Below are 15,559 nucleotides of genomic sequence, written 5' to 3' on the forward strand. Positions count from 1 at the left end.
GTAGATTTCACATGGTGTTTGATCGCCCCTTTTTGTCGCCAGCCAAGCTCTGCTTTCGCCGCCACAGATACCGATCAGACACAAAAACCTAGATTTATCCCCCTTAGGAGCCTACATGACGGTTCAAACCTTCATTCCAAATGGTGCCCAAGCTGCCTCAGAAAACACTGTTACCCAGCCACAGCACACCCCAGCCATCGATGGATCAGTTAAAAAACTGTATATCGAAACGCAAGGGTGTCAGATGAATGAGTATGACAGTCACCGTATGGCAGACTTACTTGGCGACTCGCACGGTTATGTGCTGACCCAAGATCCGAAAGAAGCCGATATTCTACTGATGAATACCTGCTCGATTCGTGAAAAAGCCCAAGAAAAAGTGTTCTCTGAATTGGGTCGCTGGCGCAAGCTGAAAGACAAAAATCCAGACCTGATCATTGGTGTCGGTGGTTGTGTGGCCTCTCAAGAAGGTGACAACATTCAAAAACGTGCCAACTATGTCGACATGATTTTCGGCCCACAGACCTTGCACCGTTTGCCACAAATGCTGGATCAGCACTTTGATCAAATCGAAAAACCCAAGAAAGAAAAAATCAAATTGGTGGATATTTCTTTCCCAGACATTGAAAAATTCGACTTTTTACCTGAACCGCGTGTAGAAGGTTACAAGGCTTTTGTTTCAATTATGGAAGGTTGTTCAAAATATTGTTCATTCTGTGTGGTGCCCTACACCCGTGGTGAAGAAGTTTCTCGCCCGCTGGATGATGTTTTAGCTGAAATTGCCACTTTAGCCGAAAAAGGTGTCCGTGAGATTTCTTTATTGGGTCAAAACGTCAATGGTTACCGTGGTGAAACGTTTGAAGGCAATATCTGTACTTTTGCAGACTTATTGCGTCTGGTTGCAGAAATTCCTGGTATTGGGCGTTTACGCTACACCACCTCACATCCACTTGAGTTTAATGATGACTTGATTGAATGTTACCGTGACCTACCGCAAATGGTGTCGCATCTACATTTGCCCGTGCAAAGCGGCTCAAACGATGTATTGCAAGCCATGAAGCGTAACCACACCATTGATGTGTATATCGACAAAATTGCCAAATTACGCAAAGTTCGTCCAGATATGCATTTATCCAGTGACTTTATCATTGGCTTCCCGGGTGAAACCGATGCGCACTTTGAAGAAACCTATCAATTCATCAAAGATATGGACTTCGACCATTCCTACAGTTTTGTCTATTCAAAACGTCCAGGCACACCTGCGTCTGACCTTGAAGACACTACCTCTGAAGAGGTAAAAAAAGAGCGTCTCAGTAAAGTTCAAAAATGGATCAAACGCTCGAGTATTGACAAGACCGATGCCATGCTCGGCACCATTCAACGTGTTTTGGTCGAGAAAGTTTCAGACAAAGATTCAAACTTACTGATTGGTACGGCGGATAACACTCGTTATGTGAGTTTTATTGGTGATGCAGCATGGATCGGACGTTTCGCCGAAATCGAAGTGACCGAGATTAAAACTTTGAATTTTGTTTATGGTGAACTCTTGAATCTTGAGCCTGACGTGGCGTAATGTAAGGGAATAGATTCTGACTACTTAAAGGAATTCTCTTGACTGCAGCGATTCGACGTACAGTAACTTTTCCTGGGGTTTCAATAGAACGTTTAAAGAGCATGCTCGGTGCTTATAACGGTCATTTGAAACAAATCGAACAGCGTTTAGATGTCACTATTTCCCATCGAGGTGATGCATTTTATGTCGATGGTGAAATGGATGCAGTTGAGAGAGCCGAAGGTCTGCTCCATCGCCTGCATGAAGAAGTAGAAAATACGGCACAAATCAGTGCCGATACCTTACACCTCATGATTCAAGGCAGTCAGACTGACCGTGAATTGCAAGAAGACCTCGACGGGCAAGAGCACACTGGTTTAGATGAAGTGTGGCTTCAAACCCGTAAAGGTCGTATCAATCCACGCGGTGCCAACCAAAAGCGTTATGTGCAGCGTATTCTACAAAGTGATATTTCTTTTGGTATTGGACCTGCGGGTACAGGTAAAACCTATCTCGCCGTTGCAGCCGCAGTTGACATGCTAGAACGTAATGAAATTCAACGGATTTTATTGGTTCGCCCTGCCGTTGAAGCAGGTGAAAAACTTGGTTTTCTGCCGGGTGATTTAAGCCAAAAAATCGACCCCTATTTGCGCCCACTCTACGATGCCTTGTATGAAATGTTGGGTTTTGAAAAGGTAGCAAAACTGATTGAACGTCAGGTGATTGAAGTCGCACCACTGGCGTATATGCGTGGTCGAACTTTAAACCACTCTTTCGTGATTTTAGACGAAGCACAAAACACCACGCCTGAACAAATGAAAATGTTCCTCACACGTTTAGGCTTTGGTTCTCGTGCGGTGATTACAGGCGATATCACACAGGTCGACTTACCACGTGGCCAGCAATCTGGTCTGGCGCATGCTTTACGTATTATCGATAAGATCAAAGAAATTCATATTACTCGCTTCCACTCTCGTGATGTGGTACGCCACCAATTAGTACAAAAAATTGTTGAAGCTTATGAGGGATGGGATGCAGAACAACATCGCTTAACGGCTGAAGCGCGTGCTGAACGCAAAGCGCGTCAAGAGGCCTTAGTGGCTGAAAATGATGCCGCTGCCGATGCTCAGCATTAAGTTAAAGTCTGCGGGCATTTTAAAATGCCCGCAGATATCATTATTTAAGGATCTATTTTGAAACTGAGTCTTTCTCTACAACAGGACTTTCAAGCACCTGAGTTGGTCTTGAAACGTGGCTATATCAAAAAAGTTGTAGAAACTGTTTTACGTCATATTGGCACGCAGAGTAACTGTGAAATTGGCATTGCTTGTGTCGACCATGATGAAAGTCATAAACTGAATTTGGAATATCGCGGCAAAGATAAATCAACCAATGTGTTGTCTTTCCCGAGCGACTTACCCGATGAAATGGCACAAATTCTTGACTCATTTCCTATTGGCGATTTGGTCATTTGCATTCCTGTGGTGCTGTTAGAAGCGAAAGAACAAAATAAAGCGCCACTGACGCATTTCACCCATATGTTGGTACATGGCACTTTGCACCTCATGGGCTATGACCATGAAACATCAGAAGCAGATGCTGAAGAAATGGAAGGTATCGAAATTGAAATTTTGGCTAAACTCAGTTTTGAAAACCCTTATTTAGAACAGTAATTATTAGATTTGAAACAACTCACCCGATACATCTCGATGTGTCGGGTTTATTTATGCTAAAAATAATGCAAGATGAAAAAATAGATGAAGAGATAATAAAAATGCATACACCAATTTCAAAACTACTCTGCATTATCGCCCTATCCTGCACCACGCCACTTTATGCCAAGAGCAATGATCAAAATCAAACATCTTGTCAGGAAGTGAAATTTCAAGACGTAGCTCAGGTGTGGGCTGGACATTATTATTTAAACGGCGTTATGGAGGTCGGTTCCGAGCTTTTACTAGAACCCAACGGTAAATTTAAATGGTACTTAGCTGTCGGCTCTTTAGACCAATATGCTGAGGGGACATGGTGGAAAAATGGCAACTGCATTGGTTTAAAGGCACTGCCAAAATATAGCAAGCATTTAGAAATCTTTCCTAGCCGCCTAGATGTGGAAGAGTCTCATTTAACTGTGACTTGGATCGGTGGACGTCAAGACGGAGCCTATGTCCGCGCAACCCAATAAACTGAGCGAACCCAAATAGCATAACAACTTAAAACCAATATACGGCCATTTAAGTCTGAAAATGAGAACATGCTTACTCAAGTCAAGACAGCATGTGAATAAGCTTAGACTTATCCACATTTCCAATAAAAAACGGCTATTAATAAGCCATTTTTTATTTCTCAAGATTTTTAGAATTGATAGCGGAAAGTGAGCGTTGCATTACGTGGTGCACCATATACCATACTATTTTTACCTAAGCCTTCGTAATATTTCTCATCAAACAAATTGTTCACATTCAGTTGAAGTTTAATATTTTGATCAACCTGATAAGCCGCCATTAAATTCGCCAACACATAGGCATCTTGCGTAATGCGCCCCGCAGCCTCATCTTTATATGCCTCGCTCTTATAGTTTAAGCCACCACCTAAACTCCATTTATCGAGTGTATATTTGGTAAATAGATTGGCTGAAGTTCTCGCAGCAGTCGTTTGTACTTTTTTGCTATTCGCATCTTCGGCATTAAAATGAGCGATACCAAAACTCATGTCCCAGTTATTGGTAATTTTACCATCTAGTTCTATTTCAAACCCTTTACTCTCTACACTATCTGTACTGCTATAGACATCTTTGAATTCATCGCCAATCTTAATTGATCCAATTTTCTCAGCCACATTATCTTGCTGGGTTAAAAATACCGACATTGATGCATTAAGTTGTTTGTCAAAAAACTCTCCCTTCAAGCCCGTTTCATAGCTTTTACCTTCACGTGGGTCAAGATATTGACCATCCGCACTCTGCTTATCTTCTGGTTTAAAAATACCTGTATAGCTGGCATACCATGAGTAATCTTCCAAAAAGTCGTAAATCAACCCTGCGTATGGTGTCACTTTATTATCAAATTTACGATTGCCTTTACCATCAGCACTTTCATACTCCCAGTTAGATACACGTACACCTGTTACTAACTTTAAAGGCTCTAACAAAGTGAACTTACCTGCTAGATAAGCCCCTGTTTGCGTGGTTTTATTAGATGGATTTGCGACATTATTATTAATGGATCCAATAATTTTTGATGGCGTAAAATCATCAAAATCAATCGTCCCATTATCTAAAGTTGGTGACCCATAATAACGATCAGTCAGCTCACTTTGGTTATACATAAATCCAGCAACAACCTCTTGCTGTAGTCCACCTAAAGTGAAAGGTGCTGAAATATAAACATCTGCATTATTTTGCGTAGTCTTTGAAGTATCGGTGTATGGATATAACCCGCCACTACTATTGGTTGCTTTATCTACAGAGTCGGACCACAGATATAATAATGCTGTCTCTGCATCAATTTCGCGGTAATCATAATTTACGTTCAACGTAATATCATTAAATAACTTCTGCTTAAATTGGGCAAATGCTGTAGTTGTATTGGTATTCCAATAGGTCCAATCGCTGGTCACTGTTAAATCACGATCAAAATCTGTTAGCGAGCCATCATTATAAAATGCAGGTAAACCACCCCATTTAATACCTGAACGATCAAGCTCCTGATAACTTGCACCCACTGACAAATAAGTGTTGTCTGTTAAATCTGCATCGATCACGCTATAAAATAAGTTATTCTCTTTTTCATACAAATCTGCGAAAGCATCTGTACTTTCATGTTTAACCACGACTCGCCCACGTACACTACCATCAGTATTTAAGGGTGCAGAAATATCTGCCATGCTGTTCCATGCATTCCACGAACCATAAGATGAGCTTAATGTACCTGTGAGTTCTTTTGCATTGGCATGTTTACGCACCATGTTAATCGCAATCGAAGGATTACCCGCGCCCGTCATTAAACCGTTTGCGCCTTTCACCAATTCCACACGGTCATACATACTCAGATCAGGATCACTTGCAATGTCCAGCTCAGACGAACTCGGTACACCATCAAATAAGTAATAATCCACATCAAAACCACGTGCTGTCGGATATTGACGTTCATCCCAGCGATTGGTAGTGACTCCTGTCACGCTGTTCAACATATCTTGGAAAGAATTAATATTTGCATCATCTAAATACTCGCGGGTTAAAACTTTAACCGACTGCGGTGCTTCACGAAGCGACAAATTTAATTTGGTCGAAGTACTGGCACTCTTAGCCGTATAACTCTTTGTTCCTTCTGTTACGGCTGGATTCTCTTCCTCAGCCTGAACAGTGATGGTTTCAAGCTGGGTGCTTTCATTGCCTACTGTAGATGCTGCAGATACCAACGTCGGGAGAAATACCGTTGCTGCTGCCATAGCCAACATCAGTGGGCTAACTTTGAAGCGATTCAATGTTGGAGAGTTGTACATAAAACTATGTCCTTATAACAGGGATCGAATATTTAAAGGCATGCACGCTCTCACCCCATCGCTTCGCTATAAAGAAAGATGTCTCAATGCTTAAAATATTTAACAAAAATACACTGCAAATGATAATTATTTTTATTATCAATTCAAGTTTTAAGAAGTAAACCTAATTTGTTGTTTTTTATAGTTTAAAATAATTAAAAGTCAAAACAAATAAATAACATATTGTTTTTTAAAATTTTATTAAATTTAAATTAATTATAATAATTTTACGTAAAGAAGTGCACAGCTCAGTGCACTTCAAACTCTGCCTCTGCTGGGTCAAAACGCCATGTACGCACAATGCGTAACTCAGAAATATCCTTCATTTTGACATCAAATCCACCGAATGGTGCAGCCTTACGTACTGAGGCTTTTGCAGCCTCATCGAGCATCTCATGGCCTGAACTATCAATCAGACGAATGGCGCGGATACCTCCTGATGCATTTAGAATCACCATTAAACGTACTTCACCCGCCAGTCGTTGTTGTTTAGCCGCTTCTGGATAGTAACGGTTGCCATAAAATTCCACTTTCTGACGGAACTTTTCAAGATAGGCGGCCGAAATATCTTGCTTGGCTTGAATACCATCGACTGTTTTAATTTTTTGCTGACGGCTAAAGTTTTGTTGACGTTGCAAATATTGCGCTTCAAGGCTGGCCACCATTGCTGCTTTGGCTTGAAACTGACTGTTCATTTCTTCCATGGCTTTTTTGCGCTGGTTATCCTCAGCTTGTTTTTGCCAACTTAAAGTCGTCATCAACAGTTTTTCTTCAAAGTTCAGCTCACGTTTTTGTTGGATTTGTTCTAAAGTTTCACGCTGCTGTTCACCTGTACTTTGCTCAAGCATCGGTGCGGGCATGTCACTCGACATGCGATGTGACTCACGAAAGGTCCCTGAACCTTGTTGATCGGCTTGTGCTAAAAAATCTGCATTTTCAATTTTTTGATCAGAAGGACGCAAAGTAACCGCAATTTCTTTCACAGCCGTATCATTTTCTTGAGGCATCGCAAATTGCAAAGTCAAAATCACGAGATGCAAAAACACCGCCAACACAACAGTCGCTGTAAAAATTGGGTCTTTCCACCAATCATGAGCCAAAGGCATTACATTTATTTTTCTAAGCATCACACCAAACCGACAATTTGTCTTGTTCCCCAAAGCGCAGGCGCGCAGTATAAAATAGACACAGTCTTCATTTTATTGCGTAGAATGAGACCTTGTGCCATTTAGATTCACTGTTTCATAAAATCATGAAAATGGTGCAATGAATTTTGCTAAACTGCAAGGTTCATGAGCAGTATTTTTCAAACACTTCGACCAGAGATCTGATCGCTTAAACACGTTGATTCGCTAGGACGCCTCTTATGCAAACGCTTATTTCCAACATTTCAAATCGTTTACGCCAAGTTTATCAAAAGGCGGAAGGATTTATTGAGGATGAGCGCGAGTTTCCAATGTCTCAAGTCTTTTTAAATGCCACTTTTCAACGTTTTGTGACCGACAACGTGAGAATGTTGAAAGACTTGCATGCCGACTTACATGATGATTGGTTACGTTTATACGCCACGCTCGACTATAACGGGCTCAAACTCACGCTTTCGGTAGATTTGAAACTGGCACAAATGGAGTTAAATAAAAAAACGCAGTTGATCGTATTTGAGCAAATCAGTGACACCAGTGTGCTGGATGCTGAATACCCAACGGTATTTCATAAAATGGGTGTGCGCTGTGCCCTATTCTTTTATCAAAAAGTCCTGAACCAAGACCCCTTAGGCATGATTTTAGAAAAACTAAATGTGATTAAAGTCAAAGATGATCTGCTGCATTTGGATTTGAATCGCTGGTTAGGGAAAAACCGTTCCATTATCGATACTTTAGGTAAAGTCCATGTCAATCATGCCGTGTTGCGTGAAGCAGAATTGGTAGTGATCGGTAATGTCAACTTAACGGCATTGTTCAATAAGTTTTCGCAAACCTCGATCGATGACTTGATTGAACCTAATCTAGACGAAAGCACGGTCTCGCCAATTCGACAAAAATAACTCGGGATGCTGCTACTAAAATGTGACTTAAGGTGGGTAAAAGAAACATAAAACTACAGTTTGCCCTATGTTTCGAATTTTTTCTTCATAATCAACGTGCATAATATTTCTATGCAAAAAATTTGTGCCTACAACTGAATAGGAAACTTTTTCTTATGGCTAAATCAATGTTGAAAACAGTCGCAATGGCAACAAGTGTCAGCACCTTGCTCTTTGTCGGTTTCTCCAGTCAAACCTTTGCCATGAGTCCATTCCAAGCCAGTTATCAATTTAACTATAATGGCAAAAACATGGGCTCAGCGACACGTACGTTATCGAAATCGGGCAACAACTGGAACTATGTCTTTGCAGCCAAAGCTGGTGGTATCGCCTCTGCAACCGAAAGTAGTCGCTTTAGTTTTAATGGTAAGCAAATTCAGTCCAGCAGTTTTAGTCGTAGTAGTAAAATTTTGGTGCATAACAACACCATGAGTATTAACTTCAATCCAGCGGCAAAAACCATCAATACCAAGAAAGACAAAGAAGCGCGTTCTTTCGCTTGGAAAGCCGGCGTACTGGATGAACTGAATGCTGAATTACAGCTTCGGGAAGACATCAAAAATGGCGGTTTAAAATCGACTTATTATTTGGCCGATGCCAAAGAAGTGGAAGCACGTAAATTTGTGAAACAAGGTTCTGAGTCAATCAAAACTGATTATGGCACCTTTGACACCATTAAAGTGGTCATGCAACATGACAAACCTGGCCGCGAAACCATTTTTTGGTTAGCACCTAAATTGGACTACCTTCCAGTCAAAGTCAGCCATGTGGATAAGAAAACATCCTATGGATTGCTATTAACGGGTTATAAAGGTGCAAGCAATTAGTCATTTTGACGAATTTTACTTGCATTTTTTCAGGTGCTTCCTAAAATACGCTTTTGCTTGAAAAAGCACCTGCCCCTAGAGGATTCTCCCGTGTACGCACTAGAACAGAAAATCTTAAGCGAAGGTATCGTTCTATCTGATGAAGTTCTGAAAGTTGATGCTTTCTTAAACCACCAAATCGATCCGGTTATGATGCAATTAATCGGTAAAGAATTTGCTGCTCGTTTTAAAGATGCAGGCATCACTAAAATCATCACGATTGAAGCATCAGGTATCGCACCTGCAATCATGGCAGGTTTAGAACTGGGCGTGCCCGTTATTTTTGCGCGTAAATACCAATCTTTAACCTTAAAAGATGACCTTTACCGCTCAAAAGTCTTTTCGTTTACCAAACAAACGGAAAGCACGATTGCAATTTCAAATAAGCACATCAGCTCAGCAGACAAAGCCCTCGTGATTGATGACTTCTTGGCTAACGGTCAAGCAGCATTGGGGCTGATTGACCTAATTCACCAAGCGAAAGCAGAAGTTGTTGGTGTGGGTATTGTGATTGAAAAATCATTCCAACCTGGCCGTGACATTTTGCTTGAAAAAGGCTACCGCGTTGAATCTTTGGCACGCGTAAAGTCATTGGCAAATGGCACTGTTGAATTTGTTCGTGACTAATCACGGCGTTTAACTTCAAAAAAAGAGCACTTCAGGTGCTCTTTTTTTTGTCACTCAGATGGCCTGCGGGTCATCCACATGTAAATGCCACATTTGCGCTGTAGGTTATTTTTAATTTAAAGTAAAAATATATCGTTTTTTTTTCAATTTAATTACACATTGAAGTTGGAGAAATGCGATTTATATAGCATGATCAAATCTAAAAGGTAATGTCCACTTTCTAAGAGCAAAACAAACAAAGACTAAATTGGATACTATTTTATAGAGATACCGTATTGAATGATAAACAAGAATCAATTAACTGAACGATCATTTACCCCAAGCCAATTATCTGGCTTTGATGGCGCGCACTCCATCCAACTCCCTGTAGACTTCATTCACGACTTGAGTAAAGCAGACTCCTTGCAAGCTGTTTTAGATACCATTGCTTACTGGATTTCTCACGTGTTTGATGCGGATCGGGCCAGTATTACCCTGCAAGATACTGAAGAATATCTCAAGCTGTATTCGATCTCAGGCAATCATGCGATTCCCATGGATTTTAAAATTCCGATTGGGCAGACTTTTGTCGGACGCGTCTTTGCCTGTGCAAAGCTGATCATTTGTGATGATTTAAGTCAGTCTGATGAGCTGGATTGTAGAATGCTTTCTGAGCATGGGATGGAAACCTGTATGGATGCACCCATGATTCACAATGGCGTGTGTATTGGTACCTTAAACGTGGCAGATCAACGTAAACATCACTACACCCTACAACAAGCAATTCTTTTACAGAGTCTCGCCACTTGGTTAGCTTTAAACATTAAATTACATTTACAAGTGCAAGAAATGGCGGTCTTAGCATCTACAGACGAGCTTACGGGAACTTTTAACCGTCGTGAATTTGTGCAAGAAAGCAATCAAACCATGCAGCATTTCAGCCATGCTCGCGTGCCATTTACAATCGGCATCTTAGATATTGATCACTTTAAACAGCTGAATGACTGTTATGGGCATACCGCAGGTGACCATGTGCTGAAAAAGATGACCAAAAAAATCCGCAGTGTACTGCGTGACGAAGACTTTTTAGCCCGTATTGGTGGTGAGGAATTTGCGATTATTTTACCCGCTTGCTTGGGTGATGAAGCCATGCGGGTCTTTAAACGTATCTGTTCAACGATTGAAGCGATGGAAGTGCATTATGAGCAAGAAGTGCTGTGCTTCACGGTCAGTATAGGGGTTGCTGAAATCGGCAAACATGATGCAGATGCAGAAGATGTCTTTAAACGCGCAGATAAAGCATTGTACTGTGCCAAACAAGCTATAAGAAACCCAATTCACTTTGCCAACTAAACCATATTTAAAAACTCAGCATAAAGTACTCAAGAAAATTACAAGTTTAATAAATATTATTGCTGCAAGTTCAACTAAGATTTACTCTAGATTCAGTTGTTTAGATCTGTCAAATTCAAGCGCAAAACTCGGTTGTTCTGCGCAACGTATCATCCACACCGTAAAACGGCTGCCAGCTTCAATCACTGGTCACCCGAATAGGCCAATAAACTATGGAAAATACAATTCTCTGCCCAAAATGTGGCTCTAGTGAGGTTGAAAAACGCAATCACGAGCAACAACTGACTAAAATTGGGGGCGTATTGCTCAGTTCTGCAGGTGCAACCGCTGGTACTGTCGGTGGTGCAGCATCTGGAGCCTCTATTGGCGCAGCGATCGGTGCAGCGGCTGGACCTCTTGGGGTGATTATGGGTGGCACCATTGGCACCTTTGTGGGTGCGGTCAGTATTGGTGTGACAGGTGGTTTTTTAGGACATCGTTTTGGTAAAAAAGCGGGTGTCATTGTCGATAAAAATGTATTTCTTGACTATAAATGTCTTAAGTGTGGTACAAAGTCCAAAGAACAGCATCTGACGCCAGCCCAATAATAAAAAGCCCATCATGGATGGGCTTTTTTCATGTCTCAATGACTAGGCCTGTAATTTCTTCACAACTTCCCCAAGACGCTTACCTTGAGCTTCGCACAGCACTTTTTCATCTTGGCTTAAGCTCTGATCATGTCGAGGCCCGCTGACATGGCTCGCACCATACGGTGTTCCACCTGTCTTCGTATGTGACAATGCGGGACTGGCATTGTTCAACCCTAAAATCATCATGCCATGATGAAACAATGGTGGCAGCATGGTCAATAAAGTACTTTCTTGACCACCATGCATCGAACCTGACGAGGTAAACACACAAGCCGGCTTGCCATGCAAAGCTCCATTGAGCCAAAGACTGGTGGTTTGATCAAGAAAATATTTCATTTCAGAAGCCATGTTGCCAAAGCGGGTTGGTGAACCTAGCGCCAAACCAGCACAGTTTGCCAAGTCCTCTAAACTACAATAAATATCGCCTTCTGCAGGAATACTCGACTCTGCTTCCTTCACCACAGCCGCAATATTTGGCACCGTTCGAATTTTAACTGCAACACCACTGGCTTCAATTCCATTTGCAATCAGATGCGCCATTTCACGGGTACTGCCGTATTTGCTGTAATATAAAACTAAAACATAGGTTTGCATGAATAGAGTTCGGTGACAGAAAAAATAAAACTATACGGTATTTTTCCTACTTTTTGGTTAAGCTTATGGTGAAAAATGTAGAAAAGATGAAGAAAACAAGAGAGATACTTTGCCTATGTTAGAACAGTACTTAAGAAAACTTCCTTTCTATGAGAAAACTTGGTTTCAGTTCATTTTATTTGTACTGCGCCGCTTTGAGGCCGATCGATGTCGTGAACAAGCCGGTTCACTAACCTATACGACCCTGTTTGCCGTCGTTCCGATGCTGACCGTTTTTTTGGTGATCATTTCCTCAATCAAAGCGCTTGAGCCTGCACGGCAGCAATTACAACAATTGATCTATAGTAATTTTTTACCGAAAACCACGATTGCTTTTGATAAGGCCTTAAATGCGTTTACCGATAAATCCAGTAATTTAACCATTATTGGGATCTTATTTTTATTCGTCACTACCGTCATGATGTTAACCAGCATTGAAAAAGTCTTTAACCGTATTTGGCGAGTCCGCGAAACCCGCGGCGGCATTATTGGCTTTATGCGCTATTGGACCATTATTTCTTTGGGCCCTATTCTACTCGGTAGTGCCTTTGTTATTTCGTCGACGATGGCTTCCCTCAATGTTTTGAGCAATAATTTTGCAGGCTATGAACTCAATGGCGCATTTGTCCTGTGGTTGATTTCTTTCTGTCTAACGGTTTTAGGATTTTTTATCCTGAATTGGACTATTCCAAACCGAAGTGTCCCAATTAAATCCGCTTTTATTGCAGGCTTATTTAGTGCTGTAGTGTTTGAACTCCTGAAAAATTTGTTCGGCTTTATCATGTCAAACTTCACCAGTTATGAAGTCGTTTATGGTGCCTTTGCTGCGATTCCTATTTTCTTATTATGGATTTTTTTGTCGTGGAATATTGTCCTGATTGGCGTTGAAATCAGCTACGCACTCACCGCATTTACTTCCCAGAAAGAGCAAAAACGGCACCCTGTCATTATGCTACTAGATTTGCTGGAGCTGTTTTATAAAAAGCAACAGCAAGGACTCAGTGTCTCTGATGATGAAGCTTTGGATGTTTTAGGAAGAGATGAATTGGGCCGTTGGCCGAGTTACGTGTTTATGCTTGAACAGCAAAACTTAGTCAAACGTACCGATGACAACCAATTTGTACTAGTACGTAATTTATCTCAAGTCGATTTTTGGAGTTTTTACAGCAGACTTCCTTACCCTTTACCAAAACGTAAAGATTTGGGTAATGTGCATCCTGATGATGTCTGGATACAGAAAATTGGCCCAGCGTTAGTTGAGTCGGATGATTACTTGGCGGCCAAACTCGCCATTCCGCTGTCTACAATTTTTGATGATAAATCTTAAAACTTCATTATAAAAAACGTGTTCAAGACACGTTTTTTATATGCTGAATCAAAGCAGTCTGAGCTCAAGCTTACTCTGTATTTATTGCAAAGCCACTTTAAATGCCTGTGCATACTGCTTAATTTTGTGATGCAAACTCACCACCATCACACCCATCAACACAAAGCATGTACCTACCAAAAAGTTGAGTTCCAACTGTTCATTGAGTAACACCACACCAAAACACATCCCAAAGATTGGGGTCAAAAAAGAAAAGACACCCAACTGTGAGGCCAAATATTTTTTCAACAGCCAAAACCAAATCAGATAACTGGCAAATGACACGACAACGGTATGGAAAAGTAAACTTGTAAGGGATAATACAGACCAGTGAATCGTCGCTTGTCCCATGAAAAAAGCCACAGGCAATAACACTAAAAATGCGATAAAGAGCTGATAAAACAAAGTTTGGGGGGCAGGTGCTTCTGCTAGTTTCGTCAGCCGCACTGCAATAGTTGTGGCTGCCCATAATACCCCTGCCAAAAGTGCTAAAGCATCGCCCCAAATTGCCGAACTCGCAGCCGCTTGTGAAGCTGCAGGACGAAATAAAAATGCAATCACAATCCCGAAAAATGCACATGCAATGCCCAACCACTGGATAAGCGATAAACGTTCAGAGGGTAATTTCCAGTGCAGACCCAATGCTACAAAAATAGGTGCGGTATACAGCAAAACTACGGTATGCGCCGCGGAGGTAAAACGTAAAGCTTGCGCGACCAGAAAAAATTCAGCTGCAAATAAAAGCCCGACTAAAACTCCTGCGGGTAAGTAGTCTCGCCCCCATAAAGATGTGCCCTTTGCCAGCTTGATCATGGGGTAAACCATCAACGCAGAGAGACCTGAGCGCAGTGCAATTTGCATCACTGCAGAAATATCGGGGGCAGCAAGCTTTAACACCACTTGTTGTAATCCCCACAAAATACACAGCCCAAACATAATCCCTGAAGCTTTACTGTCTAGCGCTTGACGACTACTCACGACCTGCTCCACTGAAAAAGATCAAAGCTCACTATAGATTTGTCTGAAATAGAACATATAATTTAAAACAGACAAGATATCTTCTTATTCAGGCAATTTCAGCCATGCCCCAACGACAACAAAAAAAGAGCGCACCACTCAAACAATTACCGACCAATGATGATATTGATAAATTATTGTGGATCAGCTTTCGCGAAGACCCCGCGCAGTCGGTTTATCCCGTGCATGGACATGCATGGGGCGAATTTGTATATGCCTTTAATGGCGTGATGGAGGTGAATATCAACCAGATTGACTACCTTACCCCGCCACCTTATGGCATTTGGCTTCCACCCAATGTAGCCCATAGCAGCTTAAATCACACTGATGTTTCTCACGGTACGCTCTATATCCATGAAAGCTTATGCACTCATCTGCCTCAACAGGCAGGTATTATGCTCAGCTCACCTTTGGTCTCGGCACTCTTTAAGCATTTGAGACAACAAAGCCTGCCCGATGATGCACCTGAACACATGCGCTTACTCTATGTTTTGCTTGATCAGTTACATCATGTAGAATTGGTTAGCAGCTATTTACCGCACTCTGAACACCCGCCCCTGAAAAGCATTTTAGATTTTTTACATCTACATCCTGCGGACAACAGTTCTTTGCAACAACTGGCAATACAGCACAATATGACTGAACGCACACTGGCACGTTATAGTCAAAAAGAACTTGGCATGTCCTTGAATGAATGGCGGCAGCGCTTAAAAGTCATGAAAGCCATGAGCATGCTGACAGAGGGAAAAAAGGTCGAAAGTATCGCGCTGGATTTGGGCTATGCCAATGCATCGGCCTTTATTAATATGTTTAAACGCTGGATGGTATATACCCCCGATCAGTTTCGTAAACTGTACCATAGTCATCAACAGCGCTCAAAAAGATCACCGAAGTGACCTTTTGAATGATGGG

The 15,559-nt window shown here is 41.6% G+C and carries 15 protein-coding genes; 11 read left to right on the forward strand and 4 right to left on the reverse strand.

The window, feature by feature from the left end; translation table 11 throughout:
* Positions 1–115 precede the first annotated feature (115 nt).
* The 4 genes from miaB (at position 116) to AC4CUX_RS04795 (ending at position 3,737) form a co-directional block, all read left to right on the forward strand.
* Positions 116–1,573, forward strand: coding sequence for a tRNA (N6-isopentenyl adenosine(37)-C2)-methylthiotransferase MiaB (miaB, locus tag AC4CUX_RS04780; RefSeq protein ID WP_078389866.1), 1,458 nt, complete (start codon positions 116–118; stop codon positions 1,571–1,573).
* Between the two features lie 38 nt (positions 1,574–1,611).
* Positions 1,612–2,688: a PhoH family protein gene (locus AC4CUX_RS04785; RefSeq protein ID WP_490792220.1), complete on the forward strand. Its 1,077-nt coding sequence runs from the start codon at positions 1,612–1,614 to the stop codon at positions 2,686–2,688.
* 57 nt (positions 2,689–2,745) lie between these two features.
* Positions 2,746–3,225 carry an rRNA maturation RNase YbeY gene (gene ybeY / locus AC4CUX_RS04790; protein ID WP_178928602.1) on the forward strand — a complete coding sequence of 160 codons (480 nt, stop codon included), beginning with the start codon at positions 2,746–2,748 and terminating at the stop codon, positions 3,223–3,225.
* A gap of 101 nt (positions 3,226–3,326) precedes the next feature.
* Positions 3,327–3,737: a hypothetical protein gene (locus AC4CUX_RS04795; RefSeq protein WP_178904411.1), complete on the forward strand. Its 411-nt coding sequence runs from the start codon at positions 3,327–3,329 to the stop codon at positions 3,735–3,737.
* Positions 3,738–3,907: 170 nt separating this feature from the next.
* Here AC4CUX_RS04795 and AC4CUX_RS04800 read toward each other — a convergent pair whose 3' ends face one another.
* Both AC4CUX_RS04800 and AC4CUX_RS04805 read right to left on the reverse strand, forming a co-directional pair.
* The gene (locus AC4CUX_RS04800) at positions 3,908–6,055 is read right to left on the reverse strand and encodes a TonB-dependent siderophore receptor (protein ID WP_490792221.1); all 2,148 of its coding nucleotides are present in this window, start codon (positions 6,053–6,055) and stop codon (positions 3,908–3,910) included.
* Positions 6,056–6,342: 287 nt separating this feature from the next.
* Entirely contained in the window at positions 6,343–7,200 is an 858-nt protein-coding gene (locus AC4CUX_RS04805) for an energy transducer TonB (protein WP_178904409.1), read from the reverse strand.
* 260 nt (positions 7,201–7,460) lie between these two features.
* Between AC4CUX_RS04805 and AC4CUX_RS04810 the strand changes: the two genes are divergently transcribed.
* The 5 genes from AC4CUX_RS04810 (at position 7,461) to AC4CUX_RS04830 (ending at position 11,589) form a co-directional block, all read left to right on the forward strand.
* Positions 7,461–8,138: a hypothetical protein gene (locus AC4CUX_RS04810; RefSeq protein WP_004977854.1), complete on the forward strand. Its 678-nt coding sequence runs from the start codon at positions 7,461–7,463 to the stop codon at positions 8,136–8,138.
* A gap of 155 nt (positions 8,139–8,293) precedes the next feature.
* Positions 8,294–9,004: a DUF3108 domain-containing protein gene (locus AC4CUX_RS04815; protein ID WP_178928601.1), complete on the forward strand. Its 711-nt coding sequence runs from the start codon at positions 8,294–8,296 to the stop codon at positions 9,002–9,004.
* 90 nt (positions 9,005–9,094) lie between these two features.
* Complete coding sequence (locus tag AC4CUX_RS04820) at positions 9,095–9,670, forward strand: xanthine phosphoribosyltransferase (protein ID WP_004691243.1); 576 nt, start codon at positions 9,095–9,097, stop codon at positions 9,668–9,670.
* 279 nt (positions 9,671–9,949) lie between these two features.
* On the forward strand, positions 9,950–11,002 hold the full coding sequence (locus AC4CUX_RS04825; RefSeq protein ID WP_228140122.1) for a sensor domain-containing diguanylate cyclase: 1,053 nt from the start codon (positions 9,950–9,952) through the stop codon (positions 11,000–11,002).
* Positions 11,003–11,214: 212 nt separating this feature from the next.
* Entirely contained in the window at positions 11,215–11,589 is a 375-nt protein-coding gene (locus tag AC4CUX_RS04830; RefSeq protein ID WP_490792222.1) for a hypothetical protein, read from the forward strand.
* A gap of 42 nt (positions 11,590–11,631) precedes the next feature.
* Here AC4CUX_RS04830 and wrbA read toward each other — a convergent pair whose 3' ends face one another.
* The gene (gene wrbA, locus AC4CUX_RS04835) at positions 11,632–12,225 is read right to left on the reverse strand and encodes an NAD(P)H:quinone oxidoreductase (RefSeq protein ID WP_125280240.1); all 594 of its coding nucleotides are present in this window, start codon (positions 12,223–12,225) and stop codon (positions 11,632–11,634) included.
* 115 nt (positions 12,226–12,340) lie between these two features.
* Between wrbA and AC4CUX_RS04840 the strand changes: the two genes are divergently transcribed.
* Positions 12,341–13,591 (forward strand): YihY family inner membrane protein, encoded by a 1,251-nt coding sequence (locus tag AC4CUX_RS04840; RefSeq protein WP_010327576.1) that lies wholly within the window; start codon positions 12,341–12,343, stop codon positions 13,589–13,591.
* 81 nt (positions 13,592–13,672) lie between these two features.
* On the opposite strand, the gene AC4CUX_RS04845 is transcribed toward AC4CUX_RS04840, so the two are convergent.
* Positions 13,673–14,608, reverse strand: coding sequence for a DMT family transporter (locus tag AC4CUX_RS04845; RefSeq protein WP_029575120.1), 936 nt, complete (start codon positions 14,606–14,608; stop codon positions 13,673–13,675).
* Positions 14,609–14,712: 104 nt separating this feature from the next.
* On the opposite strand from AC4CUX_RS04845, the gene AC4CUX_RS04850 reads away from it, so the two are divergent.
* On the forward strand, positions 14,713–15,543 hold the full coding sequence (locus tag AC4CUX_RS04850) for an AraC family transcriptional regulator (protein ID WP_010327578.1): 831 nt from the start codon (positions 14,713–14,715) through the stop codon (positions 15,541–15,543).
* Positions 15,544–15,559: the final 16 nt, after the last annotated feature.

The organism is Acinetobacter sp. 231_lipA, assembly GCF_058243005.1.